The sequence below is a fragment of the Streptomyces sp. NPDC002845 genome (genome assembly GCF_053591955.1).
In genome coordinates, this window is sequence record NZ_JBSFUU010000063.1 from 1 (window position 1) to 17,074 (window position 17,074).

The window sequence follows — 17,074 nt, forward strand, 5'->3', positions numbered from 1 at the left end:
GACGACCTCGCGCACCGCCCCCGCGGAGGTGCTCGTCAGGTCGGAGCGACCGATGGTCGCGGTGGTCTTCAGCTGCGGCTTGCCCGCGGGCACCGCGAGGCTTGCGGCCGGGTCGTCGGCGAAGCAGCTGGCCGCGGTGAGCAGCCACTCGGCGTCGACCAGGACACCGGAGCAGCCGCGGTCGTGGCCGCCGACGATGAGCTGCGCGGTGTAGGCGTAGGTGGTGTCGGCGTCGGCGACCGGGGTGCCGGTGACACCGAAAGCGGGGGCGGCACCCAGGGCGAACGAGCTCGCTGCCAGGGACGCGGCCAGCGCAGCACGGCTGATGGCCCAGGCCGACCCGGCGGTGGCGGGGCGCGCCGCGGCCGCGGTCTGACCACGCTTGTCGGATATACGCACGGAAGGTCCTTTACTTGCTGGAGCGGATCTCGACCAGCAGGTGGTCGCGCTTTTCGGGGTCGGCGGTCTCACCGACAGAGGTCCAAGAGTTCTTGGTGATGTCGAACGACTTCTTCTCGCTGTCGACCGTCATGTCGACCTCGGTGTCGTAGTCGTTGCCGCGGATGCCGTAGACCGCCTTCATCTCCAGCGTGAGGAAGCCGCCCTTGCCGGTGACGAGGAAGCACGTCGGGTCCGCGTTGGACCGCGACAGCACCTGCAGTTCACCCGCGGCCCCGGTGCAGTCCGCGAGTGTGATATGCCCGTCGCCGCGCTTGAGGAGGATCCCCGTCTCCTCGAAGATCTTGTCGGCCTGCGGGTAGGCGAAGTCCTCCACGGCGTAGCCGGGGGTCCCCTCCGCGGCCGGCGTGAGCTCGTCCGCCCCGCTCGCCCCCGAGCTCGACCAGATTGCTGCCGTTGCTGCGAAGGCGGCGGCACAGGTCGTCGCTATGGCGCGCCTGCTTATCTTCATGCCATTGCTCCGTCTCATAGATGAACTGCCACCGGTCTGAAACGGCGTGCGCCGCAGAATGCAATCAACAGAAGCGCTCGCCCGACGTGAATTAACACGGCCCGACGTGAGTGAACACGGGAATAGGGAATCGAGTGCCCGGGGACTCCCCTGATCCCTCCACAGACTCCCGGTGGTAAGCACATTAGAAGGCGCCTGGCGCACAGTTGTCCAACGTAAAAGTCCGGCATAACGTCACACAAGACCCCTCCTGTCTGTGATGCACGTCACTTCGCGGAATGGTTGTACGCGGCCGGATAACGGGTCGATAAGCGATCGGGAATTATATCGACCTGAAACCCTCGCGGGCGGTGCGTTCGACCGAAAACGAATAATTCGGACAGGCCGCCTCTGCCGCTGGATTAGTTTCTTATGCCTGTGCGAAACTCCTGTGCGACGCAGCGCGCGGAAAATGTCATAACAACTCCAGGGAGCGGGCTAAAGACCATGCAGGTGAAAAAACAATGGGACCGCAGGACCTTTCTTCGCGTGCTCGCCGGGGGGAGTGTCGCCGCGGCCGCAGGATCCCTGATAACCGCCCCGTCCGCGCACGCCGCAGGGACGGCGGACGGGGTGCCCACCACCGACCGCGGCAAGGTGCTTGAAGCCCTGCGGACCGGCGGGCGCGGCACCCGGGAAGCCGCCGCCCGCGCACTGGTCGGCACCGACGCCGACGTGGCCGACTTCCTGGCCAACCAGCTCGACCAACTGCTGGTGGAGGACGCGCGGGTCGCGGTCCTCACGATGCTCCCGTTCGCGGGCAAGGGCGTCTACAACGCCGCACAGACCGCGTTGTCCGGCACGGGAGCGGAGGTCCGTACGTTCCTGGCCTCCGGTTACCAGACGTCGCTGGCGGAGGACCGCCGGGTCGCTGTGCTGACCTTGATGAACAACGGCGGGCGGGCCATGAAGACCGCCGGCCAGAAGGCCCTGGACGACGGCAGCGCCAAGGCCCTTGACGACTTCCTGACCACCGGTCAGCACACCGCCCGGGCCGAGGACAACCGGGTGGACACCCTGACGATCATGTTCGCGGGCGGGCCCGAGGTCCAGAAGCAGGCGAACCGCGCACTGGACGCCGGCGCCGCGAACGTCGCCTGGTTCCTCGAGACCGGCCAGCACATCGCGCGCGCCCGCGACGAGGAGATGCTCTCCATCGCCGAGCTGGTGTGGCTGGTGGAGAAGGAGAGCAAGCGGGCCAAGGCCGAGACCGACGCCGCGAAGGAGGCCTCCGCGCAGGCCAAGGAGGCCGCGCGGCTGGCCAAGGAGGCCGCGCTCAAAGCACAGCAGGAGACCGAGGCCGCCCAGGGCGATGCGGCCAAGGCCAGCGCTGCCGCAGGCCGTGCGGCCTCCGCCGCGACCGGTGCCGCGCAGGCCGCACGGACCGCCATCGGCGCCTCCGTCACCGCGGTGTCCGCCTCCCGGCGGGCCGCGTCCGCCGCGAGCGCCGCCGCGTCGGCCGCCGCCGCTGCGGGGCGCGCCGCCGCCCGCGCCAACGGTGCCGCGACCGCCGCTTCGAAGGACGCCGGCCAGGCGCAGGCCGCGCGCGACGCCGCCGAGGCCGCTCTCGCCGCGGCGAACAACGCCCGTACGGCCGCCGCCGCCGCCGACCACGCGGCGACCGCCTCCGACGAGGCCGGCAACTCCGCCATCGCGGCCGCCTCCGCCGGGCAGAACGCCGCTGCGGCCGCCGCGGCCGCCGCCGCGGCGGCCGAGTACTCGGGTGTTTCCGCCGCCAAGGCGCAGGAAGCCCGTCAGGCCGCCGCCGTGGCGCAGCGGGCCGCGGACACCGCGACCGCGGCGGCCGGCCGGGCCACCACCCTCGCCGGCCGGGCGGCAACGGCCGCCCGCGCTGCCCGGGATGCCGCCAACAGAGCTGCGGTCCACGCCGAGAAGGCCGCCAGCTACGCCAACGCCGCAGCCGACCACGCCGGCGAGGCGCTCGACTACGCGAACCAGTCGACGACGCACGCCAACGCCGCCACCGAAGCGGCCGACAACGCCACCGACGCCGTACTGCAGGCGCAGTCGATCGAGCAGCTCACCCGGGACGCCGAAGCGGAGCAGCTGGCGGCCGAGGCCGAGCGCGCGGTGCTGGAGGCCCGGGAGCTCAAGGCGGCCGATGACGCCGCCCGGGCACGGGCCGAGAAAGTGCAGACCGAGCAGGCGGCGCTGGCGAAGGAGGCCACCGACCTCCTCGCGCAGGCGGACGCGGAGACCGACCAGGCCAAGAAGGTCACCCTCGGCCGGCAGGCCGCGGTGGCGATCCAGCGGCAGGACACCGGCGTGTGGACCGGGGAGGCCGCGGCACAGGCCCTCTCCGGCGCCGACGCCGACATGCTCGAGTGGCTGGAGACCGCACGGGTCAAGGCCGCGCAGATGGACGACCGGGACAAGGTCGTCGCTCTGGCCGAGTCCGGCAACGTCCACCTGGCCACGGCATCGCAGAACGTCCTGGCGGCGAACGACGCCGCTCAGGTCGAGCAGTTCCTGACGACCGGCGCTTACGAGGCGCAGGCCGAGGACTACCGCGTGCAGATCCTCGGTCTGATGAACGGGGCCAGCAAGGCCGTGACCGCGGCCGGCAACGCGGCCCTGGACGACGGCAGCCCGAAAGCCCTGCACGACTTCCTCATCAGCGGCTACGCCGCCGCGCAGGCGGAGGACGACCGCGTCACCATCCTCGCCACACTGGACCAGGGCGGCGACTGGTACAAGGCCACCGCCCAGGCCGCCCTCGAAGGCCCCGCGTGGATGGTCCGCTCGTTCGTGGAACGCGTCGGCATCCGGGCCACGCTGCTCGACCAGGACACGGCAACGCATGTCAATGCCGTACGGACGCTGATCGCGCAGGCCTCCCAGGTCGCCCAGGAGGCACAGCAGAACGCCGCCGAAGCGCAGAAGGCCGCCGCCGAAGCCCGCGATGCGGCCGCTGACGCCCAGGCCTGGGCCGACAAGGCCAATGCGTATGCGCTCAAGGCCTCGGACTATGCCAAGGACGCGCTGGCCTCGGCGAACCAGGCTCAGCAGTCCGCGGACGCGGCCTTCAACTCCGCCAAGAAGGCCAACGACGCGGCTGCCACCGCCCGCCAGGCCGGACGCCGCGCCAACTACTACGCGAACCAGGCGCTCGCCTCCGCCACCCGCGCCGCCGAAGCCGCCGCCAGCGCCCAGGCCGCCGCGGACCAGGCCTACGCCGACAAGATCGCTGCCGGAGAGTCCGCCGACGCTGCCAGGGCGGCCTCGGACGAGGCGAAGCGGGTCGCGGAGGACAAGTACCGCCAGGAACAGGCGCAGAAGGCGGCCGAGGCCAAGGCGAAGGCCGAAGCGGACGCCGAGAACGGCACGGACCCGTCCGCCAGCTCGACCCAGTGGCGCGATGTCCAGCCCTCCTTGGCCCAGGCCGAGAGCACGGACGACGCGATCAAGTACCTCAACATCGCCAGTGGTGTGTTCGGCATTGCCGCGGGCGTGGCCGCCTTCATCCCGGGCGGTCAAGTGGCGGTTCCGGTTCTCACCGCGCTCTCCTGGGGCTCCGGAATCCTGGCCGCTGGGCTGACCGGCGCCAAGTACGGCTGGACCAGCGACAAGTTCATCTCCGCCGTCGGCGGGCTCGCGGTCGCCGGTATCCTCGCCGGCCAGGGCTCCGTGGCGAAGTGGGGCCTGAGCTATGTCGACGACGGGATCTCCGCCGCGGCCCAGTCGGTCGGCAATGTGACCAAGCAGGTCACCGACTCGCTCGGTGGCGTAGCCGCAGGCGCCGCGTCGATCGTCGGCAGCCTGTTCGGATAGGTTCGCCCTACGGTGGCGGGGTGAGCCGTCGTCTCACCCCGCCACCGCATCAGATCTCTCGCATGGAGCACAGCGTGTCGAGCATTCCCTACGCCCCGGATCTCCCCCTGGCGCTCTGGTGGGTAATCGCCATCGCCGTATCAGTAGGATTCACCACCCTGTACTGGTCGGTTGCTGCAAACCGTGCGCAGCGCATCATGGCCATTACCGGCCTTCTGGTCGGGGTCTTTGGCACAGTCCTTTTCGGTGCCGCCAACGAATTCCATATCGGCCAGCTTCTGCCGATGTACAGCGGCATCATTACTGGACTCTGGCTCGGCGGGATCGGGCACCCGAGTGAACTCCGCGAGCTGAACCGCATCACTGCCGAGAAGGGGCCCGAGCATGCGCGCTGGTCTGGGCCGCTGGCTGCTCAGATGATAGCTAGCTTGACGATTTTCTTGGGGCTGGGAATCTGGTTCGCCGCCAGCGCCTGATCCAGCGGCCGTCAGGCATCACGGCCCAGCGCGGCCTCGAGCGCCGCGACCACCCAGGCGAACTCCTCGTGGTACTGCCGAGTGCGGCTACGTCCAGAGGTGGCGGGCGAGCGGGGTCGCTCTTGATCTCCGGCGGCAGTTCCTTGGGCGTTGCCTCGGCGGAGAACCCGGCCTGGATCTTGGGCACGCCGTAGACGTGGTGGGTGAGCCCGTCCAGGGACCAGTGCGCGTCGAGCCCGTCGAGCAGCAGCCGCAGGGACCCCTGCCCCTGCTCGTCGAGGGACTTCAGCAGCTCGACGTCGGGCTCGTCGCGCACGATGGTGCGCTGGTCGGCGGGCACGTGGGTGTTGATCCAGGCCTCGGCCTTGTCGAGCCGCGGCCGCACCTCGTCGAGGGAGGTCAGCGGCTTGTCGGGGTCGAGCTCGCTGAGGATGCGCAGCGCCTGGTCCTGGTGGCCGGCGGTGATGTCAGCGACGGACGCGAGGGTCCGGTACGGCAGCGGCCGCGGGGTGCGCGGCAACTCACGGGTGGCGGTCCGCACGGCACGCGAGTGCGCGGCGACATCGGCGGGCAGGGCGACTCCCTCGGCGACCTTGGCGTCGAGCTTGTCCCACTCGTCGTACAGGCGCTGGATCTCCTGGTCGAAGGCGATCTTGAAGGACTGGTTGGGCCGCCGGCGGGCGTAGAGCCAGCGCAGCAGCTGCGGCTCCATGATCTTCCGCGCGTCGGCCGGGGTCGGTACCCCGCCCCGCGACGAGGACATCTTCGCCATACCGCTGATGCCGACGAACGCGTACATCGGCCCGATGGGCTGCTTCCCGCCGAAGATCCCGACGATCTGCCCGGCGGTTAATTGTACGAGGGCTGCGCACCATGGCCCGCCGGACGCTCAGCATGGCGGAGCCATACGGGCAGTGCCGAATGGTGGCCGACGACCGCGGCGCGGTCACCACCGGCGAGCGGGCGTCCTTCAGCATGGACTGGACGGTGTTCCGGGAGTATCTGGAGACGCCTGGACTCTTCGTGCTCCTTGGCGGTGACCGTGCGGCCGCAGTCGTGCTACTGCCCAAGCGGGGTGCTCAGGACCCTGCGGACGTTGACCGGATCCGGGCGATCCTGGACCGGAACCTGAAGCGGCTCCAGAGGATCGGGTAGCCCAGCTCACGGGGCGCCTTCGCGGGCCGACGTCGACCGTTCGCCACGACCTCTCGCTGCGCCGGGCGCGGAGCGTCGTCCGGGTACTCGATGGCCCGCCCTTCGACGCGGCTATGATCAGGCGCATCAGATCACAGCAACACGGTTCCGATTCTCGACAAATACCACTACACGCACATTTCCCACACTTTCGGTCGGATTTTGTGTGACCTGGGCAAATGCTTCACGATCACTTCCGGAGCGCTCCCGGTTCAGAGCGGCTCCTCCCTCGCTCCGCACGTTCATTTTCCCGCGGTGATTCCGGCGGTGAAAAGATCCATGGGAGTCGCGGCTGCACCAGAGGCCGGGTAATTTTACGCACCGGGCGCGACGCCATCAGCGCGGCAGACAGCACCGCACCCACAAAGACGGTCATTGCGTCGAACATTCCCCCCAGCCCCTCATAGAAGTCAAACCAGTAGAGCTGCCGCAGTACCAAGGGGTGAATCAGGTACATATACAGTCCGCCGGCGCCCAGATAGGTGATGACCGGGATTTTTTTGGGCGGGATGATCCGGATCAGACTCACGGCGCCGATAACACCCCACGCGAGGGCCATGAACCGGAACGGTACGGCCCACATGAGATCCAGGTTTTTCTCGCTATAGTAAGGGCGGCTCATCGAAAGCCACGACCTCTCAATGTGTTCCTTGAGATACCACATTCCAACAAACGGAGCCACGGTCAAGGACACGCAAAGAGACTTCGGCGCAGATTCGATAAAATATTTCAGCCAGCCGCCCTGGGATATCTTCCAGCCGACAAGGAAGAAGGGGAAGAACGTCACGGTCTGCGACGCCGAATAGCTGAAGTCGATTCCCTCGACAAAGCCGACCAGCAGGGCGGCCAGGGCGGAGATGGTGAACGGGAAGCGCAGCTGTACTACATAGGGAAGCGCAGCCCGCCAGAATATCAGGGAAAGCAGGAACCACAGTGTGGGTACCGGGTCCACTATAAAGAAATGCCACCCACCTCGGAGGACCCTCACCTGCAAGGTGTGCAGCAGGGAAAAAATAATGTAGGGCACGAGGACCGACTCGACGAGTCGGCGAGCCTGTCTGGCGCTCAACGGGGTCGCAGGACTGAAGTAGCCGGCGATCATTGCGAAGGCAGGCAAACGCATGGCCCAGGTGGCAATGTAGATCCAGAGAATGCCGTCCAGGTTCATGAAGGGGGTGACCGCATGTCCCACGACCACAAGGGTGCCGGCCAGGTATCTCACGTTGTCCCAACGTGGTTCCCTCGCCCCGCTGCCCTGCGAGTTCGCTGGTGACACCTCACGACGCACGCGGAACACTTATTTTCCATCCTGCCGGTGATGGGCCCTGCCGGGCCCAAACCGTTGCGCCCGCAGCACGGGCGCAGAGCGACAGTCGGAGGGTCGGACGGCCAAGTCGATCACTATCCCAATCGAACACTATCCCACAGGGTCATGGTTCCCAGAACCCTGCCCCCAGGTGAATGAGCGGCGAACCTCAATCCTTCAGGCGTGATCGCTGCCAGTCGAGATGATCGGTTCATCCCGTTTGTCCCGGCTGGTGCCGGGTGGGATCGTTCGTGTGTCGCTGCGGCTGCGCCGGGCTTCCACGGTTCCCGGGAGTCTGTTCCTTCCTGGTCTTCATCGCGAGCCGTCGGCCCGCCCGTGTGATCACTATCCGTTCGCCGCGCTCCGCGGCGTCCAGTACAGCCGCGAAGTTCCGCGAAGCTTCGGTGGCGGTCATCAGTTTCATGGAGTATCTGATTTCGCCAGGCGGGGGCCTTTGCTTCGGGTGGGTGTTCCGGTGGTGCAGTCCCGGCAGGCGTACTCCGTCCATCCCGGACCGGTGGCCCCGTGCACGACACGCAGCGGTACGGGCTTGGTGACGGGCAGTTGGCAGCGGACGCAGATGCGGGTCCGGCGCAGGCACTCGGCGCACATTCGCCCGGTCCGTTCCACCGTGCCGTAACGCAGGAACGGTGCCCGACCGGTGCCGCAGATATCGCAGATGTCGCATGGGGCCTCGCCTGTCGCGTTCGCCTCCGCCATGGCTCACGCCACCTCGATTCCGTGGATGACGTACGGGCCGGGCCCGTCCTGCCCGAGCGCCGCGAGTACCAACTCGCGGCGCCGCATGTGCTGTTCGTGCGCGATGAGATAGGGGCGCACGAGCGGACTTGGGCTGTCGACGAGGGGCGGGTCGTACGGTCTCGGCCCGTGTGTGGGGTGCGAGGAGGGCCGGGGGTGCGGCGGTGGGGGCGCCGTGTTGCCCGGAGATGCCGTGTTCCGCCGGGCCGCTCGGCGGAGGCGCTGGGAGAGGCGGCGGAGCAAGCTCTTCACGACTCCCGCCCACGGGTGACGAGTTCGGTCTCGCCGACGAGCGACTGCCGCTCGGTGTGGTCGGCCAACCGCGTCCAGAGGAACGCGTGCTGGGCGTCGACCTTCGGGTAGCCGGTGCCGACCTGGACGACGACACCCTCGAAGGGCTCGGGGCGCTCACGGTGACGGAGGTCCGGTGGGACGTAGGTGGTGCCTCGGACGCGGTCGCCGACAAAGAAGGGGGCGGCGGTGTGGGGGCGGGGGTTGGAGTTGCGTTGAGTGGTCATGCAATTACGGTCCAGCTCGATCCATAGGCGTGGCAATCGAACGTAGAAATTCTGCGAGAACTGGCAAATGCCGGAAGGTCGGCATTGTCCTGTGCGAGGAGGGCACGAGGTGTCACACTCTGGGCACGGGCCGTCACTTGCCGGGCACGAGGAGTCAAGTGACGGGTACCTACGTACGATTGGCGGGCATGACCGCAGAAAGGGCGGGCACAGTGGCGACGAAGACGGGGCCGACGATCCGGCGTATGCAGCTCGGTCAGGAGCTGAGGCGCCTGCGCCAGAACGCACCGCGTGACGACGGCGATGGCAACGGTCTGACGCTGGCGCAGGCGGTGAAGGGGCTGGGCTTCACGGAGTCGAAGCTGTACCGCGTCGAGAACGGGCTGAGCGGCCTGCCCAAGGTTCAGGATCTGAAGGACTTGCTCGACCGGTACGGGGTCGCGGACCCGGATGACGTGGACTTCCTGTTGGAGGTCCACAAGAACTCGTTGCAGCGGGGTTGGTGGTCGCCGTACCGGAGCATGATGCCGTCCGGGTTCGGCATGAGCGTGGGGCTGGAGGGAGACGCCAAGATCCTCCGCGTCTACCAACCGGACGTGATGTGGGGCCTGTTCCAGACGGAGGCGTACACCCGCGCGCAGTTCGAGATGGCCAAGCCGATCGACGAGCGCACCACTGAGTTCGTGGAACGCAACATCGAGATCCGCATGCGGCGCAAGGAAACGATCACTCGGGGTGAACGCCCGGTCGAGGTCCACGCCATCCTCGAAGAGGCCGTTCTCCGAAGGGTTTTCGGCAGCCCGGCGGTGATGTGCGAGCAGTACGCTCACTTGGCCGAACTCGCCGCCTTGGAGCATGTGACCGTACAGGTCCTGCCGATGGCCGTGCCGGTCTACCGTGCCCGGGACAACTTCGTCCTCATGGAGTTCGAGCCGCCCCTGCCGCGAGTGGTCAGCGTGGACATCCAGGACACGGTGAGCCTGACGGACAAGGACACGGACATCTGGCGGTACACCCGTCGTTTCGACGCCATGCGGGCAGGTGCCCCCGCGCCTCGGGAAACGCCTGGGGTCCTTGAACGAATCGCACGAGAGATGGAACAACTATGAGCACCCACCGCGATGCCCATGAACGGATGCCAGAAACGGCCTGGTTCAAGTCCTCCTACAGCAGTGAGGCGGGCGGCAACTGCGTCGAGGTAGCCAACCTCATCCCCACCCACACCCGCGTCGCCGTCCGCGACTCCAAGATCCCGAACGGCCCCGCCCTCCTCCTCCCCCCGGAGGCGTTCTCCTCCTTCGTCGCCCACGTGCACCGCGATTGACCGGGTCGGTCACCTCGACGGAGTTTCATCGGCACCACGGTCACCTGAAAACGCCGGGTGGGCGGGGCGACGTGAATGAGACGTTCGGTGCTTGCGGCGGCGCGTTCCGTGGCCCGGCGGCAGGCTTACGACAGGGCGGTCCCGCCCGGCCCCGTTGCCGAACCCGCGGCAACCGTGACGCACCGCCGCTCCAGCCTGTCCCGTGCGGCGATTCCCGAGGGATATGCCGGGGTCGTGATCCGGGAGGAAAGCCATCGATCGGGATGAGTCGGGCCTCTGTCGCATCTCCGCCTCCCGCGACGGCGTGATCGATTCCGCGCACGGCTGGTCTGACGGGTGGCCTGAGCCCGCCGGTCGTGGAACTCGACATGACGGTCTCGGGAACGGCGGAGGCGATCGCGCCCTCTTCCAGGCGAAGGCCAGTGATGTCCCGGTCCGGCGGAGAACGCCAAGTGCTCTGCATCACAAAATTACTACGACCCAACATCTCCAAGAAATTCATCTGATTATCATGATGCTGGAGGGGTAAGGTCGGCCTTCTGTGCTCAAAATGCCCCTGCCCTCACTTATCTGGACAAGGACTGCTAAGTCTATGCGCGTCGCTGTATTCGTCGAGAACCGCAACGGAGTCGGTCTCGCGTCGAGGATCATGAGCGCTCCCGGAGCGGACGCGCACTCTTTCCACCTGGTCACCGCAGACCGGGACGGCGACGTCGCCCGGTGGATCGAGGAGGAGGCGGCGGCCCGCCTCGGCGGTCTCGAAGTGCTCAACCTCTTCACCGTGGACGAGGCGCTGGCCCACCACGAGTTCCTGGAGGAGCTGGGGAAGCGGATCTCGGCGTTCGCGGAGCGCGAGGGCATCGACCGGCTGGTTTTCTTCAACGACCGGTCGCAGCGCGGACGCCGGGTGGCGGAGGCACTGGGGCACCGGCTGCCCCTGGTGCTCGTGCAGGACGGGCATCTCGACTTCCACTACAAGAGGACCAAGGCAGGACCTCAGCGGGACCAGAACTGGTACTACGGCTCGTCGTCCTCCGCCGCCGTCTGCGTCTGGGGACCGACGACGGCGAACCACCTGACCTTCCGCAAGGCGGACGGGAATCCGCCCGTCCACATCACCGGCGCGCTCGGCCACAGCGACGACCCCGCGCTGCTGAGGGCCGCGCGCTCCGCGACCCACCAGCATGCCAAAGCGGCCGGTGAACCGCTGCGTATCGTGATCCTCGACCAGCCGCTGGCCGACCAGCGCAAGCTCCCCCGTGCGAAGCACCGCGGGCAGCTGAAGGAGATGTGCCAGGCGCTTTCGGAGTTCGGCGAGATCGAGATCAAGCCGCATCCGTCCACGCACACGGATCACCTCGACTGGCTGCGCAACAAGCTGCCCGACGTCACCGTCCTCGATGAGAAGGCCCTGCTGGACGCGGAGGGACTCGACGGGTACGACCTCGCGGTCACCTTCTTCTCCACGACCTACCTGCAGACGCTCAGGGCGGGCACCCCGCTGGTCCTGTTCAACCCGCCGCCGCTCAACATCGTGTTCCCGACGATCAACCACCCGCTGCTGCGCAACGCCGGTACTGTCGCCGAACTCGTCGAAATCACCGCGGATCTCCAGCGCACGGGCAAGTTCCCCGCCAACACCCACGGCCAGCCCGTCGAGCACTTCATCACCTTCAACGAGGACGTCGCCGAGCGCGTGCTGCGCATCGTCGAGGATGCCTCCGTACCCGCGGAACGGCCGACGCCGGAGGTCGGGACGGTGCTCCCGATGGCCGGCGGGTCGCGGGCGGAGCTTGCCCTGCGTGCCGTGGAGGAGCGGCTGGACCGGCCGCGGTCGGTGGCCGTCCTCGGCCTCGGCTTCTCGTACGTGACCGGTGTGGCGATACCCGTGCTCACGTACACGCAGGCACTCCTGGCGCACAGCCCGGTCGAGGTCCGGTATTTCGACCTTGGCGTCTACTCCGGGACGGAGGAGATCCTCGCGGACCTGAAGCATGCCGATGTCGTCCTCGTCAACAGCCTCGCCCCGTTCTGGCGCTCCCCCATCGCGAACGAACTGACCGAGGAACTCCTCGCCTCCGGCCGCCCCGTGGCGCTCTACGCGCACGAGACGGAGTACGTCATGAACTTCGAGGGCGAGCACCACACGCTCCGGCACAAGGAGATGCTCGCCCTCCTGCCGAAGCTGAAGGTGCTGTGCGTCTCCACCGCGCAGGCGGACATGTTCCGGCAGCACGGGGTCGTCGATCCGATCGTCGTCTACAACACGGTGCCGCAGGACAAGCACCGCCCGCTGGCCAGACGCACGCCGGGCGAGCGGCCACGCATCGTGATGGTCGGGTCGATGCAGGACCGCAAGGGGCTCGACCTCTTCTCCCGCGTCGCGGAACTCGCGCACACGCAGGGCCTGCCCTGGCGCTTCGCCTGGATCGGCCACAGGACGTGGCGCATCGGCAAGTCGACACTCTTGTCGGACCGCGTCGAGTGGATGGGGACCCTGTCGCGTGACCGGGTGCGCGAGGAACTCGCCGCCTCGGACGTCTTCTTCCTGTCCAGCGTCGACGATCCGATGCCGCTGTCGGTGGTCGAGGCGGTGCAGCAGCGCCTGCGGACCGTCACCTACCACCGTGTCGGTTCGCGGGAGGTGCTCGACGGAGTACCCGGCTACCGTTCCTTCGCCGAGTACACACCCGAGGCCGCACTCGACGCGCTGCGCCAGGTGCTCGACGAGGAGGTGTCGGAGGACGAGTACCGCGACGTGGAGGAGCTGTTCGAAATCCCCGCCTTCACCGCACGGATGACGACGGCGCTCGGGCTGCCCGGGCCCGGCGACGGCGTACTGCGCGAGGAGGACGAGGAGGAACGGTTCCCCCCGGCGACCTCCCGGCCGTCCGAGTACCTCGCCGAGGACTTCAACCGCCACTTCAAGGCCGGCAACCACGACGACGCCCTGCGGGTGGGCACGGAGATTCTGCGGCGAAGACAGCCCGCGGGCATCCTGCTCGGCATGGCGGAGATAGCGGCCCTGCGTGGTGATGTCGACAAGGCGTGCGAACTGCTCGCCGCGGCCGCGCTCTCCGGGGGCGAACGGGCCCGGGTGTGGTCGGAGATCGGACGCTTGGCGGCACTTCTGGGCACCCGCGGCCGCGCCATACGGCAACTGGCTCGCAGGGAGTCGCTCAGGATCCAGCTCAGCAACCACTCCTCCCGCCTCCTGAAGTCCGACTGACCCCCGGCCGCCCGCACGGCGACCTGCGGGCGGCCGACGGCGGTCGGTAATGGGCAGTCTTGGATCACCGTGGGCCGGGAAACCCCAGGTCGGGTAGGCCCGGAAGTGAGTCGAACCTTCCCATCGCTGCCTGGAGTCGGGCGGCGGGGCTCGTGTGCCGAGCGGCGCGGCGTCGGTGGGGCGGCTTAGGGTTGGGGCATGCCTCCGGTCGGTCGCACCACCAGCCGTAAGTCGCGCGTTCGTTCGTACGACCCCGCCAAGATCCGCGCGGCGGTGCTCGCCCAGTTCGGGCATGTACGGGATGCCGTGCGTACCCTCACGCCCGAGCAGCTCGCCCTGCCCACCCGCCTCGGCGACTGGACCGTACGTGACCTGGCCGCGCACATCACCATGGCCGTCGGGAGCGTGAGCCGGGGGCTGGAGCGGGAGGAGCCGGTGAAGGCGGAGCTGACGTCGCTGGACTATCCGTCCGCGACCGCCGCGTTCGCCGACGCCATCGCCGAGGGCTCGCAGCAGCTGGCGGAGGCCACGCCCGACCTCGACGAACTGTACGCGCGCATCGAGGCGGAGTTCGCCGAGCACCTCGCCAAGGTGCCGGAGACCCGGCTGCTCGCCACCCGGGCCGGTGGCATGTCCCTCACCGACTACCTGGTCACCCGGACCATCGAACTCGTCGTCCACACCGACGACCTGAACGACGCCGTGCCCGGCCTCGGCATCCCGTACGACCGTCAGGCGCTCGCCGCCTGCACCCGCCTCCTCGCCGACATGCTCGCCGCGAAGGCGCCGGGCGCGTCCACCGAGGTGCGGGTGCCGCCGTACGCCGTCGTGCAGTGCGTGGAAGGGCCGAGGCATACGCGCGGTACGCCGCCGAACGTGGTCGAGACCGACGCGCTGACCTGGGTCCGGCTCGCGACCGGCCGCCTGGAGTGGGCCGCCGCCCTGGACGGGGCCAGGCTCAGCGCGAGCGGTGAACGGGCCGACCTCGGCGGGCTGCTGCCCCTCATGAGGTGAACCGCAGGTGATCTGCACAGATGCGGAACCGGCCATCCGTCCCGCCCGTCACACCGGCATGGACAAGATGCGACTGACCCTCACCGCACTCGCCGTGTTCCCGCTCCTCGCGGCCTGCGGCTCCGAAACGGGCAACGGCGGCGGCAGCGGCAGCGGCAGTGGTTCCGTCGGCTCGGGCGGCGTGCCGGCGTCCGTCGCCGGCGTCCACTGGACCGTCGACAGCCTCACCGTCGACGGGACGACCAGCAAGGCGCCGGGCAGCGCGTATCTGAAGATCGCCGAGGACGGCACGGTCGACGGCAACCTCGGCTGCAACGGCTTCGGCGGGACCGCCACCATGGAGGGCGAGCGCGTCGAGTTCGGCGAGTACTTCTCCACCGGCATGGCCTGCGAGGACGTTTCCATGGAGTTCGAGGAGTCCCTCAGTGACACCCTCACCGGTGCCGCGCTCAAGGCCGAGACGGCCGACGGCAGGCTCACGCTCACCTCCGACGACGGCAACACGGTCGAGCTGAGCGAGGAGAAGCCCGCCGAGCTGTACGGCACCACGTGGCAGGTCAACTCGCTGGTCAGCGGCGACACCGTCCAGTCGCTGCCCGACGGCTCCGACGGCAAGGCCTGGCTGACCTTCGACAAGCAGGCCGGCACCGTCAGCGGCAGCCTCGGCTGCAACCGGGTCACCGCCCGGGCGACCGTCAGCGACGGCACCATCACCCTCGGCCCCGCCGGTGCCACCCGCAGGATGTGCGACGGCTCACTCATGGAGACCGAGCGAGCCCTGCTGAAGCTCTTCAACGGCACGGTGAGTTACGAAATCGATCATCGTGCCATCACGCTGACCAGCGAAAAGGGCCTGGGTATCGGCGCGGTCGCCGGCAAGTGAGGCGGGCTGGTCGGGATCCCCGCCCACAGGGAGACCGAGATCACCGGATTCGGACCAGTGCGCGATCTCGCTTACACTCGGTGGCGTGCCACGTGGTGACGGTCGACTCAATCACGATCTGCTCCCCGGCGAGAAAGGCCCCCAGGACGCTTGCGGCGTCTTCGGTGTCTGGGCTCCGGGTGAAGAGGTCGCAAAACTGACGTACTTCGGGCTCTACGCCCTCCAGCATCGGGGCCAGGAATCCGCGGGTATCGCGGTCAGCAACGGCTCCAAGATCCTCGTCTTCAAGGACATGGGTCTCGTCTCCCAGGTCTTCGACGAGGCCTCGCTCGGTTCGCTCCAGGGTCACATCGCGGTCGGTCACGCCCGCTACTCGACCACCGGCGCCTCGGTCTGGGAGAACGCCCAGCCCACCTTCCGCGCCACGGCCCAGGGCTCCATCGCGCTCGGCCACAACGGCAACCTGGTCAACACGGCCCAGCTCGCCGAGATGGTCGCCGACCTCCCCAAGCAGGAGGGCGGCCGCACCCCGCGCGTGGCGGCCACCAACGACACCGACCTGCTCACCGCGCTCCTCGCGGCCCAGGTCGACGACGACGGCAAGCCGCTGACCATCGAGGAGGCCTCCGCCAGGATCCTCCCGCAGGTCAAGGGTGCCTTCTCGCTCGTCTTCATGGACGAGCACACCCTCTACGCGGCCCGCGACCCGCAGGGCATCCGCCCGCTGGTCCTCGGCCGTCTGGAGCGCGGCTGGGTGGTCGCCTCCGAGTCCGCCGCCCTCGACATCTGCGGCGCCAGCTACGTCCGCGAGATCGAGCCGGGCGAGTTCGTGGCGATCGACGAGAACGGTCTGCGTACATCGCGATTCGCGGACGCGAAGCCCAAGGGCTGTGTCTTCGAGTACGTGTACCTCGCCCGGCCCGACACCGACATCGCCGGCCGGAACGTGTATCTGTCCCGGGTCGAGATGGGCCGCCGGCTGGCGAAGGAAGCCCCCGTCGAGGCCGACCTCGTCATAGCGACCCCGGAGTCCGGCACCCCGGCCGCCATCGGCTACGCGGAGGCGTCCGGCATCCCGTTCGGCGCGGGCCTGGTCAAGAACGCGTATGTCGGCCGTACGTTCATCCAGCCCTCCCAGACGATCCGCCAGCTCGGCATCCGCCTGAAGCTGAACCCGCTGAAGGAAGTCATCAAGGGCAAGCGCCTGATCGTCGTGGACGACTCGATCGTCCGCGGCAACACCCAGCGCGCGCTGGTGCGCATGCTGCGGGAAGCGGGCGCGGCCGAGGTCCACATCCGGATCTCCTCCCCGCCCGTGAAGTGGCCCTGCTTCTTCGGCATCGACTTCGCCACCCGCGCCGAGCTCATCGCCAACGGCATGACCATCGACGAGATCGGCACCTCGCTGGGCGCCGACTCCCTGTCGTACATCTCCATCGACGGCATGATCGAGGCGACCACCATCGCCAAGCCGGATCTGTGCCGCGCCTGCTTCGACGGCGAGTACCCGATGGAGCTCCCGGACCCCGAACTGCTCGGCAAGCAGCTCCTGGAGACCGAGCTGGCCGCCGGGCCCGCCGCCACGGCCGCGGCCGACGCGATCCGTCGCCCGTAGGCAGCCCGTCCCACC

The 17,074-nt window shown here is 68.5% G+C and carries 15 protein-coding genes and 2 pseudogenes; 9 read left to right on the top strand and 8 right to left on the bottom strand.

The features are described from left to right. A partial coding sequence (locus tag ACWD3C_RS34360) for a trypsin-like serine protease (RefSeq protein ID WP_451150181.1) occupies positions 1–327 on the bottom strand: 327 nt, incomplete at its 3' end. 82 nt (positions 328–409) lie between these two features. Continuing rightward, positions 410–910 (bottom strand): hypothetical protein, encoded by a 501-nt coding sequence (locus ACWD3C_RS34365; protein WP_451150097.1) that lies wholly within the window; start codon positions 908–910, stop codon positions 410–412. A gap of 612 nt (positions 911–1,522) precedes the next feature. Between ACWD3C_RS34365 and ACWD3C_RS34370 the strand changes: the two genes are divergently transcribed. Then, complete coding sequence (locus ACWD3C_RS34370) at positions 1,523–4,741, top strand: ALF repeat-containing protein (protein WP_451150099.1); 3,219 nt, start codon at positions 1,523–1,525, stop codon at positions 4,739–4,741. 62 nt (positions 4,742–4,803) lie between these two features. Continuing rightward, the gene (locus ACWD3C_RS34375) at positions 4,804–5,217 is read left to right on the top strand and encodes a hypothetical protein (RefSeq protein WP_451150101.1); all 414 of its coding nucleotides are present in this window, start codon (positions 4,804–4,806) and stop codon (positions 5,215–5,217) included. A gap of 118 nt (positions 5,218–5,335) precedes the next feature. On the opposite strand, the pseudogene ACWD3C_RS34380 reads toward ACWD3C_RS34375, so the two are convergent. Beyond that, positions 5,336–6,061: pseudogene (locus ACWD3C_RS34380) on the bottom strand (lysine--tRNA ligase); the annotation flags it as partial. 77 nt (positions 6,062–6,138) lie between these two features. On the opposite strand from ACWD3C_RS34380, the gene ACWD3C_RS34385 reads away from it, so the two are divergent. Further along, positions 6,139–6,372: a YcxB family protein gene (locus ACWD3C_RS34385; RefSeq protein ID WP_451150103.1), complete on the top strand. Its 234-nt coding sequence runs from the start codon at positions 6,139–6,141 to the stop codon at positions 6,370–6,372. Here ACWD3C_RS34385 and ACWD3C_RS34390 read toward each other — a convergent pair. The 5 genes and pseudogenes from ACWD3C_RS34390 to ACWD3C_RS34410 all read right to left on the bottom strand — a co-directional run. Further along, a pseudogene (locus ACWD3C_RS34390) lies at positions 6,372–6,470 on the bottom strand (protein kinase); the annotation flags it as partial. The gene ACWD3C_RS34385 and the pseudogene ACWD3C_RS34390 sit on opposite strands and share 1 nt — an antisense overlap. Positions 6,471–6,601: 131 nt before the next feature. Next, positions 6,602–7,633 carry an acyltransferase family protein gene (locus ACWD3C_RS34395; RefSeq protein ID WP_451150105.1) on the bottom strand — a complete coding sequence of 344 codons (1,032 nt, stop codon included), beginning with the start codon at positions 7,631–7,633 and terminating at the stop codon, positions 6,602–6,604. A 295-nt stretch (positions 7,634–7,928) separates the two neighbouring features. Next, positions 7,929–8,405, bottom strand: coding sequence for a type II toxin-antitoxin system Phd/YefM family antitoxin (locus ACWD3C_RS34400; RefSeq protein ID WP_451150107.1), 477 nt, complete (start codon positions 8,403–8,405; stop codon positions 7,929–7,931). 35 nt (positions 8,406–8,440) lie between these two features. Further along, complete coding sequence (locus ACWD3C_RS34405) at positions 8,441–8,728, bottom strand: hypothetical protein (RefSeq protein WP_451150109.1); 288 nt, start codon at positions 8,726–8,728, stop codon at positions 8,441–8,443. Next, positions 8,725–8,994 carry a hypothetical protein gene (locus tag ACWD3C_RS34410; protein ID WP_451150111.1) on the bottom strand — a complete coding sequence of 90 codons (270 nt, stop codon included), beginning with the start codon at positions 8,992–8,994 and terminating at the stop codon, positions 8,725–8,727. The genes ACWD3C_RS34405 and ACWD3C_RS34410 overlap by 4 nt, the downstream gene beginning before the upstream one ends. Positions 8,995–9,182: 188 nt before the next feature. Between ACWD3C_RS34410 and ACWD3C_RS34415 the strand changes: the two genes are divergently transcribed. The 6 genes from ACWD3C_RS34415 to purF all read left to right on the top strand — a co-directional run bounded on the left by ACWD3C_RS34415 (position 9,183) and on the right by purF (position 17,059). Further along, complete coding sequence (locus ACWD3C_RS34415; RefSeq protein ID WP_451150113.1) at positions 9,183–10,103, top strand: helix-turn-helix domain-containing protein; 921 nt, start codon at positions 9,183–9,185, stop codon at positions 10,101–10,103. Continuing rightward, positions 10,100–10,318, top strand: coding sequence for a DUF397 domain-containing protein (locus ACWD3C_RS34420; protein WP_451150115.1), 219 nt, complete (start codon positions 10,100–10,102; stop codon positions 10,316–10,318). Before ACWD3C_RS34415 ends, ACWD3C_RS34420 begins: the two co-directional genes overlap by 4 nt. A 592-nt stretch (positions 10,319–10,910) precedes the next feature. Beyond that, the gene (locus tag ACWD3C_RS34425; RefSeq protein ID WP_451150117.1) at positions 10,911–13,547 is read left to right on the top strand and encodes a glycosyltransferase family 4 protein; all 2,637 of its coding nucleotides are present in this window, start codon (positions 10,911–10,913) and stop codon (positions 13,545–13,547) included. A gap of 198 nt (positions 13,548–13,745) precedes the next feature. Continuing rightward, a complete protein-coding gene (locus ACWD3C_RS34430; protein WP_451150119.1) occupies positions 13,746–14,561 on the top strand; it encodes a sterol carrier family protein in 816 nt (271 codons plus the stop codon). 7 nt (positions 14,562–14,568) lie between these two features. Further along, entirely contained in the window at positions 14,569–15,444 is an 876-nt protein-coding gene (locus ACWD3C_RS34435; protein ID WP_451150121.1) for an META domain-containing protein, read from the top strand. Between the two features lie 85 nt (positions 15,445–15,529). Beyond that, complete coding sequence (gene purF, locus ACWD3C_RS34440; protein ID WP_451150123.1) at positions 15,530–17,059, top strand: amidophosphoribosyltransferase; 1,530 nt, start codon at positions 15,530–15,532, stop codon at positions 17,057–17,059. Positions 17,060–17,074: the final 15 nt, after the last annotated feature.